This is a genomic window from Microcoleus sp. B5-D4 (assembly GCF_036705145.1).
In the GTDB taxonomy this organism is placed as follows: Bacteria; Cyanobacteriota; Cyanobacteriia; order Cyanobacteriales; family Microcoleaceae; genus Microcoleus.
Genome location: NZ_JAUBTV010000059.1, coordinates 1 through 18,527, shown reverse-complemented (window position 1 = coordinate 18,527; position 18,527 = coordinate 1). Strand labels below are relative to the sequence as shown.

Below are 18,527 nucleotides of genomic sequence, written 5' to 3'. Positions count from 1 at the left end.
AGAAAAAAAATAAATTCCCCAAAACACTTGACAGATTCGCGGAGGTATGGCAGAGTAGTAATTCGTGACCGATGCGGAACTGGCGGAATTGGTAGACGCGCATGATTCAGGTTCATGTGGTGCAAGCCTTCCGGGTTCAAGTCCCGGGTTCCGCATTCCCAAGGCAGAAGGAAGTTTGGGGTTAACCCGATACAGGCAATAACCCCATTCGCTCTGCTGAATTAAACAATGCTGACAAGTATTCAAAACCCCCTAGTTAAAGAAATTCGCAAGCTGCACAGCTCGAAGGGACGCAGGGAACAACAATTATTTTTACTCGAAGGGACGCACTTGCTCGAAGAAGCTTGCGCGGCAAAATACCCGCTAGCAACGGTTTGCTGCACTCCCGAATGGCTGGATCAGCACGGGGAACTTTGGCAGCAAGTTGGTAATTTAGCCGATCGCACAGAATTAGTAAGTGCAAAAGTGTTAGAGTCGATCGCCACTACAGTCCAACCCGACGGCATTGTCGCCACCGCACCCCGCACCGCAACAGAGCCCGCAAAATTGTCAACTTTAGGAATAGCCCTAGAAACAATCCAAGATCCGGGCAACTTGGGGGCGATCGTCCGCACGGCTGCGGCTGCTAATGCTGACGGTTTGCTGCTGAGCGCAGACAGCGCCGATTTAGACCATCCCAAAGTGCTGCGCGCCTCAGCAGGAGCTTGGTTTAAGCTGCCAATGGCAGTCAGTCCAGATTTAACCGCCGAAGTCTCCGGGTATAAAAATCGAGGAATGCAAATTTTAGCAACCGTCGCCGGAGCCAGTTTAAGTTATTGGGAAGTAGATTTGCGAGTGCCGACTCTGATAGTTTTGGGCAACGAAGGCTCTGGTTTGTCGGAAGAATTGAGGAGTTTGGCCGATCGACAAATCCAAATTCCCCTGAGTCGTGGCGTAGAATCTTTAAATGTGTCGATCGCCGCAGCCCTCATCATGTACGAAGCTCAACGGCAAAGAAGTCAATCGATTTTAGATTTTAGATTTTAGATTTTAGATTGAAGCATTGAGCCACGGATAAATTCGGGGGCCAGTTTATCGGATACAGGTTTTTTATTTCTGGACGGATGAATCACGTGGCGGGTATCCTGGATGCTTTCGGTCATTAGTTATTAGTCATGAGTCATTAGTCATTATCTGTTGGGGCGGGTTCATCAATATCTGTAACTTCATATTCAGGGCAGCCACGGGGGGCAGCCCCTACAAGATAATGAAACAGCCCTGCCCCTCTACCAATCTCCCCCTCTGAGAGGTGGCCGATTTTGTTTATATTGATGCAAACTGTAAAGCCAGGAAAGCGGATACTCTCGTATCAACAGTTCAGGCTGGCATGAAATAAATATGAAGAAGTGTAGCCAACTGCTCTCACAAATGTTAAGATTCTTAACATAACGTAGTATTGTTCACGCCCCAACCAAAACCTAACCTGAGACGGTGCTGACTGGGAGTAGTAGCTAGCTACCATAAAATTAAGCCTCTTTAAATGGAAGGAAAGCGCAAGTCCCCGCCCGCTTTCCTTCCCAGCTAAAGCTAGGGGTTTGCGACTACCGCAAACCTTTAGAGGCACAGATCCTCAGCGGGAAAAGCTCATGAAAACTCTTAAGTCCTCAGATACAGATTCTGTTCGCGCTTACTTGCGGGAAATCGGCCGCGTTCCCTTGTTGACCCATGAGCAAGAAATACTCTACGGGAAACAGGTACAGCGCTCAGCCGCACTGCATCAGGAGAAAAATATTTTAGCCGAAGAGTTAGGCCGCGACCCGACGGCGGCTGAATGGGCACAGGCAGTTGGGCTGTCTGAGGCACAGTTGCAGCGGACGATCGAACACGGGGAAAGGGCAAAGCGCCAAATGGTGGAAGCGAATCTCCGCCTGGTAGTGTCTGTTGCCAAGAAATATATCAAGCGCAACGTAGATTTACTGGATCTAATTCAGGAAGGCACGATCGGGATGCAGCGGGGAGTAGAAAAATTTGACCCGACTAAGGGCTACAGATTTTCTACTTATGCTTATTGGTGGATTCGTCAGGCAATTACTCGGGCCATCGCCGAAAAAGGCCGCACCATCCGCTTACCGATCCACATCACCGAAAAGCTCAACAAAATTAAAAAGGCTCAGCGCCAACTTGCTCAACAGCTTGGTCGCGCGGCCACGGCTGCTGAATTGGCATCCGAGTTAGAGTTGACTCCCAAACAGATTCGCGAATATCTCGATCGCGCGCGCCTGCCACTTTCCCTGGACTTGCGCGTGGGAGACAATCAAGATACAGAGTTGGGCGATTTGTTGGAAGATACGGGTACTACCCCGGAAGATTTTGCTTTGCAATCTTCCCTGCGGACTGACTTAGACCAGCTAATGGCGGAACTGACTCAGCAACAGCGAGAAGTGCTCGCCTTGCGGTTTGGTTTAGAAGACGGGCAAACCTTAACTTTGGCCAAAATAGGCGATCGTCTCAACATCAGTCGGGAACGAGTGCGGCAAATAGAACGGGAAGCTTTGACCAAACTCCGCAAGCGCAAGCAAGATATCAACGATTATCTAGCCAGCTAGGTAGATTGGGGATTGGCGATCGGGTTCCCCCCACTTGCAATCCCCAATCTAAAATCGTAAAAACCGCCGCTTTTAATTCGGTTGTGCCCACTTGGTTGCTATGACTGTCCTGCTACATTAGTAATTACTTAGTAATAAAGATCAGCAGCCATCAGATAAGGGTTATTTAATTTAACCGCCCGCGTCTAACATAACAAGCTGTCTCTGAAACGGAGGTACTCGTGAGCAACTCATCTAATAAATCCCCAGAATTCTTTGAAGAAGACGGAGAAAATGCCAACTTATTATGGCAATACGTGCAGTCAATGGCTCCCGACACAGTTTCTCAGTTGTCTAAGCCGACTTCTCACGAAGTGTTTCAAGTAATGGAGCGAAATATTGTTGGACTTTTGGGCAATTTGCCTTCGGAACACTTCGGGGTGACAGTTACTACCAGTCGCGAACATTTGGGTAGATTGCTCGCCTCGGCTATGATTAGCGGTTATTTTCTGAAAAATGCCGAACAGCGAATGACTTTTGAAAAGTCCATACAAGCCAGTGAGAGACACGGCTCGGACGATTAGTAGATTCTTAACATTTAAGTAATCCAAGTGTCAAGCCCCCCCTCGCAAGATGGGGGCTTAATATTTTAGATTTTAGATTTTAGATTTTAGATTTTAGAGGGTTGATTTTAGATTAAATAATTGAATAATTATTGATATTATTCTTACATTCCCAATTCCCAATTCCCAATTCCCAATTCCTAATTAATATGTCTGTTTCTCCTGTTGCCCACAAAGTTATCGGCGTTGCTGCAATCTGGAACGATCGCCAACAAATTTTGATTGACAAGCGCCGACAACATGGACTGCACGGGGGTTTCTGGGAGTTTCCGGGCGGAAAAATAGAGCCTGGGGAAACAATCGAAGCTTGCATAAAACGGGAAATTATGGAGGAGTTGGGGATTGTCGTAGAAGTTGGCGATCGCTTGATTACAATTGACCACGACTACACTAAATTTACAGTTAGACTATACGTCCACCACTGCCGCCACGTCAGCGGGGAACCGCAAACGATCGAATGCGATGAAATTCGCTGGGTGACACTCGACGAAATTGACCAATTTACTTTTCCCAAGGCCAACGCACAGATTATTGCTGCACTGCGTTCAAGTTGAGCTGTAATATAAAATTCGGTTGGTACTGAACAACTGACAACTGTTAACTTTATTTTTGTACGGGCAGAGTAAAGTGAAAACAACTGCCTCGATCGACTACGGAGTCTACCCAAATTTGACCGTAGTGGGCGCGGATGATGCCTTGACACAGAGACAGTCCAATGCCGTAACCGTCGGTTGATTTATCTCGCTGCAACCGAAAGCTGTCTTCAAAAATGCTCGCGCAATCTTCTTCAGGAATTCCCGGGCCGCTGTTGCAAATGCTGACTTGAACTTTGTAAGCGGTGCGGTGGAGAATTGAAAGATTAACAGTTCCTCGGTCTGGCGTGTACTTGCTGGCGTTGTCCAGCAGGTTGACTATGACTTGTTTGATGCGATCGGGATCGGCATAAACTAAGGGCAAATCGGCGGGAATGTCTGTTTCTAAGTTCAGACTTTTCGCCTGAAATTTGTCTTGAAACTGCAAGATTACATCTTGACAAATCGGGCCCAGTTCGATTCTTTTTGGTTCAATGTGGAGTTGAGCGTTTGTACCCCGGGCTGCTTGCAGGATATCTGTAATCATACGATCGACAATTCGGATTTGGCGGCGGGCTTGTTTCATCAAATGAGCCGCCAGACTCGGTGTCAAACGCGACTTTTCCCCCTCTTTCACCTTCTGACTTGACTCCAAAGTTTCCAAAGCCAAAGATGCTGCCGTCAAGGGATTACGCAAGTCATGAGCTAGCATCGCAATAATCCGGTCTTTCAACTGCAACTGCTCTTGCAGGTGTTCTTTTTCCTGTTTGAGGCGAAAAACTTCATCGGAAAGCTGCACAAGTTCGGCGGCGCAAGCAACGGAATAGATTGGTTTTGGGTCAGTCAGGCTTTCAGCAAGAGCTGGGGCCGACTGTTGTTGAGCTGCGTATTCCTCTACAGAACGCTTCCAGCGGGGCCACCAGTGTTCGAGTTGGGCGATTAAATTGCTGCCGGCGAGAGTTTGTCGCGGATCGGGATGAATTTTGAGCAGCGAGGGAGTGGCTACAAGTTTAAAGTGTTCGGCTAAATCGGGCTGTTCTCCTACGTCGATGATTTGAAGCTCAAAGTCGCACTCTGCCTTCAAATCCTTTAGGGACTTGCGGATGTGTCTGGTCTGTTCCCTGGAAGAGGGACGCTTGTCTACGAACAGCAAAAGCTGTAAAAGCGGTGCGGGATTTACCGGCTGTTCGGGAGAACAGTCAGTGCCGCTGGTGCCTGGTGTTGGATGGACGCTGTTGAGCTTTTCGATCGGGTGAAAATAATTGAGCATTGCCTAGCCGAGTTATTTCACTTCTACTTTAATTTAATACTTACTTTAGATTTATGCTATTGTCCGATAATTTCATTACAAGCGGGCAGATGATATTTTTGAGATGGAAGAAAAATGAGTCGCTGCGGGTGGTGGTTCAAGTGGCGGCCGCCTTTTTTGTGCTGTGCCTGTTGCTGACGCTGCACCGCTACTACAGCTTTTACGCTACTTACGACCAAGGCATTTTCAATCAACTTTTTTGGAATGGCACTCGGGGTCAGTTGTTTGAGAGTTCCCTCTCTTCGGCGTTGTCCACTAATGTGGTTCACCAAAACCAGCTCCCGGAGGTATCTTACTACCGGTTGGGGCAGCATTTCACCCCGGCGCTGATGCTGTGGCTGCCAATTTACTCGCTGTTTCCCTCGCCCGTCACTTTGACTGTGTTGCAGGTGACTTTAATTACGGCGGCTGGAGGAGTGCTCTATGCTCTCGCCAGACACTATCTGGAACCGAGGCTGTCGGCGACAATTGTTGTGAGCTATTACTGCGCTAACGCGGTCATCGGCCCGACTATGGGCAATTTTCACGATATTTGTCAAATTCCGCTGTATGTCTTTGGCTTGCTGCTGGCGATGGAGAAGCGCTGGTGGCCATTGTTTGGGATTCTGGCAACTTTAATTTTGGCCGTGCGAGAAGATGGGGGAGTTGTTTTATTTGGCGTCGGAGTTTACCTGATTTTGAGCCGGCGCTACCCTCGGACTGGTTTGGCTGTCTGCATACTCAGTTTTGGTTATATGATCGTCCTGACCAATCTGATTATGCCTTTGTTTTCTGCTGATATATCCCAGCGGTTTATGATGGAGCGCTTCGGTCAATATGCCGAGGGAGATGAAGCTTCTACTCTAGAAATTATTTGGGGAATGGTGAGCAATCCCGGACGGTTGGTGGCTCAATTATTTACGCCGTTTTTTGCTAAGATTAGATACCTCCTTGGCCAGTGGTTGCCATTAGCTTTGGTTCCCGCTTTCGCGCCTGCCTCTTGGATGATAGCTGGATTTCCGCTACTGAAGCTATTTTTAGCGAAAGGAGAGTCGGTGCTGGCGATTAATATTCGCTATGCGATGACTGTGGTTCCAGGGCTTTTTTATGGGGCGATTCTGTGGTGGGCCCAGCGTCAAAAGGAAGAAGATAGAATGGTGAGAGAGGAAAAAATGTTCTTGCGTTTTCCTTCTGCTTTATTTCCTCTGCCTTCGTCTTCAAAGTTTCGCCGCTTTTGGGCATTTTGCATCTGCTTGTCGCTATTTTTTACCTTCACTTCTAACCCAAATCGGACTTTTTCTTGGATTTTGCCCGATGCGATCGATCCTTGGGTGCAGGTTCCTCTCGTCAGACAATGGCAGCACGTTTTGCAAGTGCGGCCGCTATTGGCTCAAATTCCTGCTGATGCTAGCGTGGCAGCTACGAATACTATTGTGCCGATTTTGTCAAGCAGGCGGGAAATTCTCAGGTTTCCGATGTTGGAACTCCGCAATGATGCGGGCCAGGCCGTGAAGATGCAATATGTAATTGCCGATCTCTGGCAGTTGCTGCAGTATCAGGCTGCGTTTCGCACGGAACGGGGACAGTTGCGGGAGATCGTACCGGCGATCGATCGAATGTCCAAATCTGGAGAGTACGGAATTGTTGGCTTTGAAGACGGCGCGATTTTGATGCGTCAGGGTGCTGTTTCTAATTCTGCATCGGTTGCTGCTTGGACCAGTTTTCGCCGCGAATTGGAGCCGATTTTGAAGAAACGGTAAGTCGATAGCCACGATCGCCATTGCTTCCCTCAGTGGCTCAAATCTTGAGGAAACCTGTTTTTTTCAGGTAATGGCGATCGAGCAATTTCATGCAAGAACCAGGTTTAGGCATGATTTTCTGTCTTTGTTGCTGCCAAAAGTCAGGCATTGGGCCTCAACTGGCGATCGACTCAAATTTGAGGCAGATCATTTTACAATAAATCTGTTAATCCTAAACATTAAGTTATATAAATTATTTGGAGGGAGAAAGATGAAAATTTTGGTATTGGCATGGGAGTTTCCTCCCAGAATCGTAGGCGGTATCGCCCGCCACGTATCGGAACTATATCCAGAATTGGTGAAGCTGGGACACGACATTCACTTAATTACAGTAGAGTTCGGTCACGCGCCTATGTACGAAGTGGTGGAAGGAATACGGGTGCATCGGGTGGTGGTGGGGCACGCTAGGGACTTTTTTCACTGGGTGGCGAACCTCAACCAAAGCATGGGCCACCAAGGCGGGAAACTGATGCTTGAGGAAGGCCCCTTTGATATCATCCACGCTCACGATTGGTTAGTGGGAGATGCGGCGATCGCCCTCAAGCATACCTTTAAAGTACCGCTAATTGCCACCATCCACGCCACCGAATACGGGCGCTTCAACGGCATCCACAATGAGGGGCAGCGCTACATTAACGCCAAGGAAAACGACCTCGCTTACAACGCTTGGCGGGTAATTGTTTGCAGTGATTATATGCGGCGGGAAGCCGAACGGGTACTATCGACTCCGTGGAACAAAATAGAGGTAATTTACAACGGAATTAGACCGGATAAAAAGCCCCGCTGGCACGAATTTGACGCGATGGATTTCCGCCGCAGGTTTGCTGCTGATGATGAGAAAATTGTCTATTATGTAGGAAGAATTAGCTATGAAAAAGGTATTGGTGTATTTTTGAATGCTGCACCTAAAGTAATTTGGGAAATGGGGGGTAAAGCGAAAATTGTAATTGTTGGCGGCGGCAATACAGACCATCTCAAACATTTAGCTTGGCATTTAGGAATTTGGAATAAGTGTTATTTTACTGGGTTCATGTTTGAGGAACATCTCGACAAATTCCAGACGGTTGCTGACTGCGCGGTTTTCCCCAGTCTTTACGAACCTTTTGGGATTGTAGCGTTAGAAAGCTTTGCTGCAAGAGTGCCTGTGGTGGTTTCGGATGCGGGCGGACTTCCAGAGGTGGTGCTGCACACTAAAACAGGCGTTGTTACTGAGGCAAACAATCGGGATTCTTTGGCATGGGGAATTTTGGAGGTTTTGAAAAATCCGGGTTACGCGCAGTGGTTGGTAGACAATGCTTATCAGGATTTGGAACGCCGGTTTAGTTGGCCGAAGTTGGCGATAGAAACCCAGTGGGTTTATGAACGGGTGGTGGAGGAAAGGGCTGAGGTTGATTGGTAAGAATGCTCTTTTTTGACAGTTGACAGTTGACAGTTGACAGTTGACGGTTGACAGTGAGTCGAATATGGGAGCATCTCATATTTGTAAAAACACTTCTTCTGGCTCCTTCCTTCTTCCTTCTTCCTTCTTCCTCTTTTCTCCTGGCTCCTGACTCCTGACTCCTAACTCGAATTTCTAGCGGAGGGCGGCTTTCATTGAGATGCTCTCGTCGAATATCAACTTTTTTGGTGCAAATCTTAAGAATTTGTAACACAATGATAGAGACACTCGAACTTACTTTGAGTGCACTCAGAAGATTTAAAGGGAATTAGCATCTTGAATATTTTTAGGGAAATCGATCCCCAACCCAGACGCAGCTTACTGATTTTATTCACCGCAGGCCTGCTATTCTGGTCGAGTTTGGCTTCGCTACTGCCAACTTTGCCGTTGTACGTTCAATTTGTGGGCGGCACAAAACAGCAAATTGGCTTTGTGATGGGTGCATTTGCGATCGGACTTTTGCTATCGAGGCCACCGTTGGGTAAAATAGCCGACAGCAGGGGGCGAAAACAAGTTTTGCTTCTAGGTGCGTTAGTCGCTGCGATCGCCCCTTTGGGCTACCTGTTAGCTCAATCTATCCCCTTACTGTTACTTATTCGCGTTTTTCACGGCATTAGTATCGCCGCTTTTACTACAGCTTATAGCGCTTTGGTAACAGATTTATCGCCGCCAGGAAAGCGGGGCGAATTAATCGGTAACATGAGCTTGGTGAATCCTATTGGTCTAGCATTTGGGCCGGCTATTGGCGGATTTGTGCAAGCTTGGGTTGGTTATACTCCTTTGTTTGTGATGTCGGCGGCTTTCGCTGCAACGGCTGTATTTTTTACCTGCAAAATTGCGGAACCTAATTTTGCAGATTTAACAAAATCGGACTCGCTATCGGAGGACAAAAATAGCCAAAAATACTGGGAAATGCTGTGGAATCCGAGAGTGCGGATTCCGGCTTTAGTGTTATTGGTGGTTGGTTTAGTATTTGGAACTTTGAGCACTTTTATGCCTTTGTTTATCCAAGAAACTAAGGCTAATTTGAATCCGGGATTATTTTATTCTACGGCGGCGATCGCCAGTTTCGGTATACGGTTGGTCACGGGACGGGCTTCGGACAAATACGGTCGCGGCTTGTTTATTTCTGGGGGCTTAATCTGTTATGCCGTATCTATGTTATTGTTGTATTTTGCTAACAACACCAGTGCTTTTTTAATAGCAGCTTTGGTTGAAGGTTGCGCGGGCGGTACGGTTTTGCCGATGATGGTAACGCTGATGTCGGACAGGTGCGAACCTCATGAAAGGGGCCGCTTGTTTTCGCTTTGTATTGGCGGATTTGATTTGGGGATTGCGGTTGCGGGGCCGACTTTAGGCTTTGTGGCTGAACAAGTTGGCTACAGAAATATGTTTGGTTTTGCGGCTGGACTCGCTGGCTTGGCTTTGCTGGTTTTTATTACTCAGTCTAGCAAGGGCTTGTCTAATTCGATGAAATTTGCGATCGGTCGAGGCAAAGATGTTTATGCTTTGAATCGATGATATTACAGAAGCAAGAAGGAAGAGGCAATCAGGGGACTTACCAAAAAACCCGGTTTCTCCCAAAAATCGTGAATCTATGCGACAGATATTGAGGCAGAAACCGGGTTTTTGTCCCCGCGCACCATTCTTACAAACAGGCAAGATGCCTGTTCCACAAAGAGTGGGTTTTATGTAAAACGTACAAATTAAAAAAGTTATGAGTCTTGAAGGTTGAGTTGGATTAATTTCTTAATTCAAAACTCAAAACTCAAAATTCATAACTTTTAGTAGTGGGCTTGGAGGGATTCGAACCCCCGACCTCATGGTTCGTAGCCATGCACTCTATCCAACTAAGCTACAAGCCCCTGTTGAGTTCAGATTTAATCTAAAATTGATTAAGTTCTTTTCTCACAGAATCTAACATTAACACCATTACCAAAATAATGCAAGACCTTTCGCAAACTTTTTCTAAATTGCCCGATCGCACACAGCTAACTCACCTCGACAACAGCGGGGAAGCCCAAATGGTGGACGTTTCAGCGAAGGTGCCCACTGTGCGGCAAGCTGTGGCTGCTGGCCGGGTGCGGATGCTGCCGGAGACGTTTGCGGCGATTGAAGCGGGGAATGCGCCGAAAGGTGATGTGTTGGGTACTGCAAGGCTGGCTGGAATTATGGCGGCGAAACAGACTGCACATTTGATCCCTCTGTGTCACCCTCTGCCGCTGAGTAGCGTGGAGGTGCAGGTAATAGCGGATGCTGGGTTGCCGGGGTATCAAATTCGGGCGACGGTGAAAATTAAGGCGGAAACAGGGGTGGAAATGGAGGCGCTGACGGCGGTTTCGGTGGCGGCGCTGACTTTGTATGATATGGCGAAAGGATTGGAAAAGTCGATCGCCATTGAGTCGATTCGCCTGGTGAGTAAAAGTGGTGGCAAGTCTGGAGACTATGAAAATAATGTAGAGGCATAATACCAATTTCATAAAGTAGCGCTAGATATTACCCCCCCAACCCCCCCTCCCGCGGGGGGGCTAAGACTTCATCCATAGCACATCTTTAGAAAAATGGTATAAGTTTCCTGCCGAAAGAGGGATGCAGCATTCAAAAAGCTGCACTTATGATTAAAATAGGCACTGAACTACTATCAAGTGAAAAACTATGCCTCCTCGTTGGCCCCGCAAACCCGATCGCAATGATCCAGAGTACCGTCGCTTAGATGACAGGATGAATTTTGCTATCCACGTCGGTCTTTTTTCTGCTACCAATTCAGGTTTGTGGTTTGTTCACAATTTGCAAAAGGCTGATTGGCCTTGGGCAATTTCGGTAACGGGTGGATGGGCTCTAGTAGTTTTGGCCCACGCGATTTACCATTTTGCGATCGCCGATTATTCGCCCCTCACTAAAGATTCGGGCTGAAGGCAGTTGGCGGCGATTTGTTAAGTCTTTTGATTGATAACAAATAACTTTCGGCTTTTTTGATATGGCTAATACTACACAGGCGATCGAATCCTTAGCAGCCGAAATCGGCGAAAATGTCTACATTGATATTGCCAAGTGGCATTTGTATCTCAATGATGCCCACCTGCATACAGTTGTTGCCCAACAACTTTATTCGATGCTGGAAGATGGCGATTTAGATGCTGACAAAGTTGGACAAGTTTTGCAAGGAATTCCAGTCAAGTTGGGCGGCGGCAAGCGGGAAGTGCCGCTGGCAGATTTGATTCCAATGCAGTGTCAAGTTCAGTTGATGGATGTGCTTGAGGAATTTCAGCGGAAGATGTAGTAAAGGGCGATCGCCTTTTTTGGTCTTTTTGTACCGAAGGGCGATCGCGCTTTTTTTCCTTTCCTAAACCAGCATGAAATTAGCCGATGTTATCGCATCCGCACTCACTCCAACCATCACACCTAACTGCTCCCCTGTCAAGAGATTCTTAATAATAGTTCCCTGAGTATTTTGAGTTATTTCTAACTGACCAAAACTCAAACCACCGCTTAATCCAATCAAGTCTTGACCGACGGTAAAATCAGCGATAATATCAAATCCTTCACCAGTTGTTAAGGCAAAGATATCGTTGCCACTACCACCAATCAAACTATCATTTCCCATGCCTCCATCCAGGAGATCGTTGCCTTTGCCACCAGTGAGAGTATCGTTATCGGCGCCTCCGTGCATGGTATCATTTCCGGCACACCCTCCCAGGATATCTGCTCCTTCATCACCGTTGATTAAATCATTACCTTCGCCGCCGCAGATTGTATCCGAACCCTGTTGTCCAAACAGATTGTCATCACCTTGACTACCAAGCAGGATGTCGTTACCTTTGCCTCCATATAAGGTGTCATTATCCTTACCACCATCGATGAAGTCATCATCTTTGTTGCCATAAATGATGTCAATACCTTCGCGGCCATGTAAGAAGTCATTGCCTTTGCCTCCGAAGATTAAATCGTTACCCGATTCGCCAAGGATGATGTCGCTTCCTTCATCTCCGTAGAGAGTATCTTCATCTTTGCCTCCGGCGATGAAGTCATTGCCTTGGTTGCCATTAATAATGTCATTATCGGCACCACCGTATAGGTTGTCATCCCCGGATTTGCCCTCGAATATGTTGGCAGCATCGCTACCTAGTAATTCATCGTTTTGGGCAGTGCCTATCTGAAGGCCGGATGCGTCGAGTATGGTGTTTTCAACAGAGTTTGGTCGGTTTAAGTTGGGATAGGTAATTTTGTCGCAGATGCACTCATCGTCTGAGAGGTTATTAGTTGTTGGGGTGGGGGTTGCTGTTTCCGATGGTGTCGGTGTTTCTGAGGCTGTTTCCGATGGTGTGGGTGTTTCTGAGGCTGTTACTGATGGGGTCAGAGCGATCGGTGGGGTGGGAGCGATCGGTGTTGGGGTGTCAGTGCCGGTTTCGGTGTCGGTTTCGGTGTCGATTTCGCCAGAGGTAGGTTCCTCTGGATCGATCGGGTCTTTGAGAGCGCTCGTCTCGACAACGGGGCGAACGGTAGGGTCATTAACCTCCACCTTCTCCATCCGACCCAGAATTGCCTCTTTGGTGTTTTGAGCGAGGAACTGTTCAACTGTCACAGTTCCCGCAGCCAAATCCGGCAGTCCCACCGCAATTTGACCGACTGACACCGCCTGCAATTTGGTAATTTCAAGAGCAATATCTTTGAGGGGGCGACCGCTAGCGACGAGATCCTTGATGATTTGATTGCCCAAAGCCATGATTTGAGCGGCGGCTGATGCCACACTTTTAAGCTGGGATATGTTTATTGTGGAATCAGATGCCGCAGCTTTCGTAATTGAGCTTTCCACGATCGCCTGTATAGTTTCTATTTTTGCTAAATCGACAGATGCCCCACCCTTTAAGGAAAGAGCGATCGCTGCAATGGGCGCATCAGCCAACTGAGCCAGCGACACCTTACTTACCCCATCAATAAACTTAGCAGTTTGGACGATCGTATTTTGTACCTGAATTGCCGCAGCATACAACGCTAAACCCTTCGGATCGTTATTCGCCACCGCTTCTAAGGGGTTAAACGTCGCCAAATCAACATCCGTCGGCAGTCCTAACGCAGCTTTTACCTTGGTTTGAGCTTCGGTGACATCCATTCCTTCCTGTGCCAGTTGCGCCACTATCGTTGTTAGCGGTGTCACCATTTTGGAACCATGCACAGAACTCAATGGTGTATCTAAAGTCAAGCCGGTGGAAATATCTTGACCGCTAGTTAAAACAACTTTGCCTTCAGTGGAGTCAAGTTTGCCATTCTTATTTATGTCGAATTTTTCAACATCAACTTGAAGTTGGAAAGTACCATCAGGGAACGTCATTGAGTGAGACTCACCCTCATCTTGGATGTTGTTGAAATTCGCATCAAAGAACACCCACGCGCCGGTGATATAACCATCTTGAGCCGTAGCCGGTTCAGCACCAACTCGGAAGTTATAGATAGGAAAAGAACCCAAACGAATCCTTTCTTCGGATGTCACAGCAGTGTCATAATAAGCATCAAAATAAGCGCGGATTCCGCCTTGTAAGTTGATGATCTCTGTAGGAGCGGTAAATATCTTCGCCAGATCTCCAGCCCGCAGCTTTCCATCTTTGGGACTGCCTTGAGGTTCGATCAAATTTAATTCAGCAGTGCCTTCAATTCCCCCCTCAACGCCTGCTGAGGCGACCAAAGCATCAAGTTCAGCAAAAGCACCAATGGTTGCTTTAAGGATCAGTTCGGGAACATTTTCCCCCGTCCCATCAGCATTTTTATTCGTACTCATGTAGAAGCCACTGAGTAAGTCTAAATCCTTACCCGTTTTCACCCATTCTTTCATTCCATAGGTGTCGTATCCAATGGGAATGCTCCGAAGATTCGCTTTCAAACTACCTCGAAGACCTCCTTCAAGCACTCCAAACACTCGGAAACCGGCTTCAATCTCCGGCCCAAATTCCAGGGCTGGCAATTGGTAGGTCATCAGGGGGACATCTTCCCCCGCCAATAACTTGCCGGCGCTTTGAGAATTGGTCAAAATTGGTAAGTCAAAACTCTCGAAAGCTCCTGCTAATTTGCTAGCCAATTCTTCTTTTTTAGTAGTACCGGAACCTCCCTTTTTCTTGACCTGACTATTAACCCCCTCACCAGCCACCTGAGTTTGCTTGGTCATTTCATCTTTGGTGGCTGTTTTTTGTATTTGCTTGCGTTGTTCTTCCGCTTTTTTATATTCTTCGTACCGTTTTTTCAGGTCATCAGATTCCGGAGAAAATTGTAAAACCCCTGTGTCCTCTTTCTCTTCATCTTTATAAAGTTCGTAGGGAGCAAGATCGATCGCCAGATTACCAGATTCTTTCAAGGAATCTTCCATCAGCCTTGTAATCTTGTCTATTTCGTTGACAGTATTAACAAATTTGACATACTGATCAACACGATCCCCTGCAAATTTTTTTAGCAGATCCAGCGGAGTTACTTTTCCATCTTTATCAGCATCGAACGCCCCTATTAAACCAACTTCCCCGAAAATTTTAGTATCGGTATTTAAAAAGTCGAGAATGGGTCGGATTGGAGAGAGAACCCGCGAAATGTTGCCAAATACTGGTTTAGCAAAGCGGGAAATAAAGTCCCCTAAATCCAGCTTGACATTATTGATAGCTAAGAAACTAGGGTTCTTTTCTGTAGTTAATTCGCCGTTGACGTAATTAATTGTCGGCAAATCGCTGTAAAGGTTGAATTTTAGAGATGGCAGTCCAGATTTCAGCAAAACTTCACCATCTAAATTCAGGGTTCCATCTGCCGTGAGAGCTGAGTTATACAGCGGTTGAGACGTACCTATTTTCCCAAATGAGTTATATAAGTTATTGACAATTTCAGAGGCGGTTAGCCCAAAGCCATCTGCATCGGTTGCTGACCCATCAAAATCGCGTAATGAAAGTTGAAAATTTGCCTGAGATTGGCTTGTTTTATTGTCTTTCGTTTTGGCAGTAAAGTTAACAGGTAAAAATCCACTGATGGCATTGTTAATTAGAGAACCATCCTTGACTTTTTCGTTAATAACAGTGCTAAACCCAGTTTTCTGTGTATTGATGTACCACCCCAAATCGGACTTATAAGCAACAGCGACAGAGATATCATAATCAACACTGGTTTGACCCGCTGAAGCAGAAGGCTCACCGAATTTGTAGGTGTCTTGATTGAATTGAATTCGGTCAAAGAGGTTAAATCCTTTGCTGCCAATCTGACTGTTAAAACTTTCTTTACCCCGAATCTTGAATTCTAAGCTATTAGGGTTTACTATCAAGCTCTCGTCATCAACAAGAGCAAATCCCGTTGGTAACGCTGTGGAAAGTGCCTGTTTTAGACTATCGCGTGCGATGTTAGGATTTTGATTCAAAACCCCCGTCAAACTTTTACCGACTGTAGAAAGTTTACTTTCGAGTGTTGCGGTGGGAAATTGGCCAAAAAAGGGTACTTGCACCTTATTACCGGTATCAACCGCACAAGCAGCCAACATATCAAAAGCAAGTTGCGTTATGCCTGCTTTTGTCACTTTATTATCAATAATGATTCCTTCAGCAAAGATATTTTCAACGGTGGCATTGGTTGCGCCACGAAACAAAACTTTAAAGCGTTCGTCAGTTTCAGCTTTTTCGTCAGGATTAACTTTAACTCGAATCGTTTTTTGAGTTTCTCCGGGATTAAATGTTAAAGTTTGGGGAGTAGTTATGGGTTCGTAATCTTTATCCGCAACTGTTGCTGTATCATCTTCGGTACGATAGCGAACGGTAATCGGAAGTGTGCTAGCACTATCTAGTTTAACGTTAAAAACTGCTTCATTAGTTGCACTCTTCTCTCCCTCTAGAACGACAGCGCGATCGATGAAAATTTTTTGTTTGGCTCCATTAGGATAGCTTTTTGTTGAATCATTAAAATCATCAATGATGGCTGCTGCCTCCCCGACACTAATCTTGGCTGGGTTTGAACTATTGAGAACAACGCTAAAGGTTTCGTCTCCTTCTACTTTGCTATCCCCCACAACCTCAACAGAAATTGTTTTTTTTGTCTCATTTGGGTTGAAGATAACGGTTTTATTAATGACGGCTGAGTAGTCTTTGTCACCACTCTTGGCAGTGCCATCCTTAGTGCTATAAGTAACCGTTACTTTTTCATCAACAGGTTTAGAGAGAGTAATGTCAAATTTAGCAGGGTTCAATTTACCCCCATCTTCGTCAACAATAGTATCGCTAATAGATACTAGAGGTCGGTCATCGTCAATAATTGTGGCAGTCCCAGTCGATTTGCTGCTGAGAACAGCATTTTTAGGATTGCTGAGAATGACGCTAAAAGTTTCATCTTCTTCACGCTTCGTATCCCCAATTATTGGCAAGGTAATGGTTTTCTTAGTTTCTCCCGCTGCAAAGGTAATTTTATTGTCTCTCCCCGAACCATAATAATCATTGGAATAGATATCTCTTTTTGCCGTACCATCTTGAGTGTTGTACTCCACTGTAACGGGAACATCGACAGGCGCTGTTAAGGTTACTGTAAAAGTAGCATTGGTTTGGCCACTGTTACCCTCTATTACCTGGATGTCATCAATTGAAATACCTATTTGATCGAGAATAGTGATGGTTCCAGTACCTTTGGCAATTGTGCTATTCAGCGAACCTAAGGAAGGTTCGCTGAGAATCACAGAGAAAAATTCACCAGATTCGGTTTTGTTATCCTTGACAATGGGAACTGAAATCGTTTTAACAGTTTCCCCAGGCTTGAATAAGACGTTAGTGAGGTCTTGCTTGGTGTAGTCTTCGTTTGCTTTGGCTGTGTTGTCTTGGGTTCTGTAGCCAACTCTAACTGCTTGACTACTGGGACTAGAAAGTTTTACTTCAACCTCTGCGCGGCCTGCTATTTCTGAGGTGGTAGCATCGATAATAGAAATGGTAGGTTTGGCATCATCATTAATCACAGTAGCTATGCCGGTACCTTTAACAATTTTGCCCCCAACGGCATCGCTGAGAGTGACACTAAACTGCTCATCCTTTTCAAAGTAAGAGTCCCCATTAATTGGGACTGTAATTGTTTTGCTAGTCTCTCCAGGCTGAAATGTTAAAGCTGTCTGCTGAATGTTTTGATAATCTACAATCTCCAAACGAAATCCGTTTGGGTCATAAGGATCTATCCCGTCCTTCGTTTGATACTGGACAGTTACCGGGATACCTGCTGCTTCAGAAAGGGTGACTGTAAAAGTGGCTTGGCTGGAAAAAGTGTTATTATTTCCATCGCCATTTCCTTCTTTTAACGTAATATCATTGATAGAAATATTAGGCTCTATGTCATCATCTTCAATTTTGAACGATTGAATATTGCTATAATGGGGAACGAAAACGTGATCATCTACCGCACTAATAACAACGTTTACCGACTCAGTGTTTTCTTTCTTGCGATCCCCCACAACAGATACAGTGATATCTTTTTTTATTTCTCCGCGATTAAACGTTACTACTGTTGGAGAAATTTGAACGTAGTCATTATCTGCCACTGTTGCTGTGTCATCAACAGTTTTATAACTAACTTTTACGGGTACGTTACTGGGACGATCTAGGGAGATAGGAATAGTGACGGTAGACGTGCCACTATTTCCTTCTTGAATCTTCACAATCTGATTGTAGACAACGATACTCGCCCAAGGCGCTTTGTCATCACTGTTGATTGTTGCGATGCCCCTGTATTTTTCCCCAATTACCGCATTTGTAGGATCGCTTAGGTCGACTGTAAATATCTCTGTATTTGGCTCATAAACATTGTCATCTACAATTGGGACTGAAATAGTCTTTACTTGTTCTCCTGGTGCAAATGTAAGGGTGCTTTTTGGAAGCGCTATGTAATCTCCATCTGCAACTCTTGCGATGACATCAACAGTTTGGTATGAAACAGTGATAGGTTCGCTATTTGCTGATGACAGGGAAACTGTAAATGTTGCATTGGTGGCGGATTCGTCTACCTCAATATCCGTAATAGAAATAGCTGAAACGGTTTTGAAGTTCCAAGTGGTTGCCCCAGTAATTCCCGCGTAGTTATTGCCAGCTAAGTCTTTAATCGCACCGTTGGCAATTTCTACATAGTATTGAGTGCCATCAACTAAGTCATTGACCGGATTAATCGTGACGCTAGAACCGCTGACGGTGACATTAGCCGCCGTCACATTAATAGTTTCAACAATTGAGTTATCCGAGACTTTCTTGATAACCAAATTGCCAGT

The 18,527-nt window shown here is 46.0% G+C and carries 12 protein-coding genes and 2 tRNA genes; 11 read left to right on the top strand and 3 right to left on the bottom strand.

The window, feature by feature from the left end; all coding sequences use genetic code 11:
- The first annotated feature begins 73 nt into the window (after positions 1-73).
- The 5 genes from QUB10_RS23395 (at position 74) to mutT (ending at position 3,741) form a co-directional block, all read left to right on the top strand.
- Positions 74-155: transfer RNA gene (locus QUB10_RS23395), tRNA-Leu, on the top strand.
- Positions 156-228: 73 nt separating this feature from the next.
- Entirely contained in the window at positions 229-1,026 is a 798-nt protein-coding gene (locus tag QUB10_RS23390; protein WP_333205644.1) for an RNA methyltransferase, read from the top strand.
- A 599-nt stretch (positions 1,027-1,625) separates the two neighbouring features.
- Positions 1,626-2,585 (top strand): RNA polymerase sigma factor, RpoD/SigA family, encoded by a 960-nt coding sequence (locus tag QUB10_RS23385; RefSeq protein ID WP_333205643.1) that lies wholly within the window; start codon positions 1,626-1,628, stop codon positions 2,583-2,585.
- Between the two features lie 221 nt (positions 2,586-2,806).
- Positions 2,807-3,148 (top strand): DUF760 domain-containing protein, encoded by a 342-nt coding sequence (locus tag QUB10_RS23380; RefSeq protein ID WP_172187001.1) that lies wholly within the window; start codon positions 2,807-2,809, stop codon positions 3,146-3,148.
- Between the two features lie 188 nt (positions 3,149-3,336).
- Positions 3,337-3,741 (top strand): 8-oxo-dGTP diphosphatase MutT, encoded by a 405-nt coding sequence (gene mutT, locus QUB10_RS23375; RefSeq protein WP_333156657.1) that lies wholly within the window; start codon positions 3,337-3,339, stop codon positions 3,739-3,741.
- Between the two features lie 49 nt (positions 3,742-3,790).
- On the opposite strand, the gene QUB10_RS23370 is transcribed toward mutT, so the two are convergent.
- Positions 3,791-5,029 carry a histidine kinase gene (locus QUB10_RS23370; RefSeq protein WP_333156656.1) on the bottom strand — a complete coding sequence of 413 codons (1,239 nt, stop codon included), beginning with the start codon at positions 5,027-5,029 and terminating at the stop codon, positions 3,791-3,793.
- 53 nt (positions 5,030-5,082) lie between these two features.
- Between QUB10_RS23370 and QUB10_RS23365 the strand changes: the two genes are divergently transcribed.
- The 3 genes from QUB10_RS23365 to QUB10_RS23355 all read left to right on the top strand — a co-directional run bounded on the left by QUB10_RS23365 (position 5,083) and on the right by QUB10_RS23355 (position 9,805).
- Positions 5,083-6,807, top strand: a complete 1,725-nt coding sequence (locus QUB10_RS23365; RefSeq protein ID WP_333205642.1) for a DUF2079 domain-containing protein — start codon at positions 5,083-5,085, stop codon at positions 6,805-6,807.
- Positions 6,808-7,057: 250 nt separating this feature from the next.
- Positions 7,058-8,245, top strand: coding sequence for a glycosyltransferase family 4 protein (locus tag QUB10_RS23360; protein WP_333205641.1), 1,188 nt, complete (start codon positions 7,058-7,060; stop codon positions 8,243-8,245).
- A 315-nt stretch (positions 8,246-8,560) separates the two neighbouring features.
- Positions 8,561-9,805 carry an MFS transporter gene (locus QUB10_RS23355; protein WP_333205640.1) on the top strand — a complete coding sequence of 415 codons (1,245 nt, stop codon included), beginning with the start codon at positions 8,561-8,563 and terminating at the stop codon, positions 9,803-9,805.
- A 270-nt stretch (positions 9,806-10,075) separates the two neighbouring features.
- Here QUB10_RS23355 and QUB10_RS23350 read toward each other — a convergent pair.
- A tRNA-Arg gene (locus tag QUB10_RS23350) sits at positions 10,076-10,149 on the bottom strand.
- Positions 10,150-10,227: 78 nt separating this feature from the next.
- Between QUB10_RS23350 and moaC the strand changes: the two genes are divergently transcribed.
- The 3 genes from moaC to QUB10_RS23335 all read left to right on the top strand — a co-directional run bounded on the left by moaC (position 10,228) and on the right by QUB10_RS23335 (position 11,564).
- Positions 10,228-10,752, top strand: a complete 525-nt coding sequence (gene moaC, locus QUB10_RS23345) for a cyclic pyranopterin monophosphate synthase MoaC (protein ID WP_333205639.1) — start codon at positions 10,228-10,230, stop codon at positions 10,750-10,752.
- A gap of 187 nt (positions 10,753-10,939) precedes the next feature.
- A complete protein-coding gene (locus QUB10_RS23340) occupies positions 10,940-11,197 on the top strand; it encodes a 2TM domain-containing protein (RefSeq protein WP_006633890.1) in 258 nt (85 codons plus the stop codon).
- A gap of 64 nt (positions 11,198-11,261) precedes the next feature.
- Positions 11,262-11,564, top strand: coding sequence for a DUF3181 family protein (locus QUB10_RS23335; protein WP_333057367.1), 303 nt, complete (start codon positions 11,262-11,264; stop codon positions 11,562-11,564).
- A gap of 63 nt (positions 11,565-11,627) precedes the next feature.
- Here QUB10_RS23335 and QUB10_RS23330 read toward each other — a convergent pair whose 3' ends face one another.
- Positions 11,628-18,518 (bottom strand): Calx-beta domain-containing protein, encoded by a 6,891-nt coding sequence (locus QUB10_RS23330; RefSeq protein ID WP_333205638.1) that lies wholly within the window; start codon positions 18,516-18,518, stop codon positions 11,628-11,630.
- Positions 18,519-18,527: the final 9 nt, after the last annotated feature.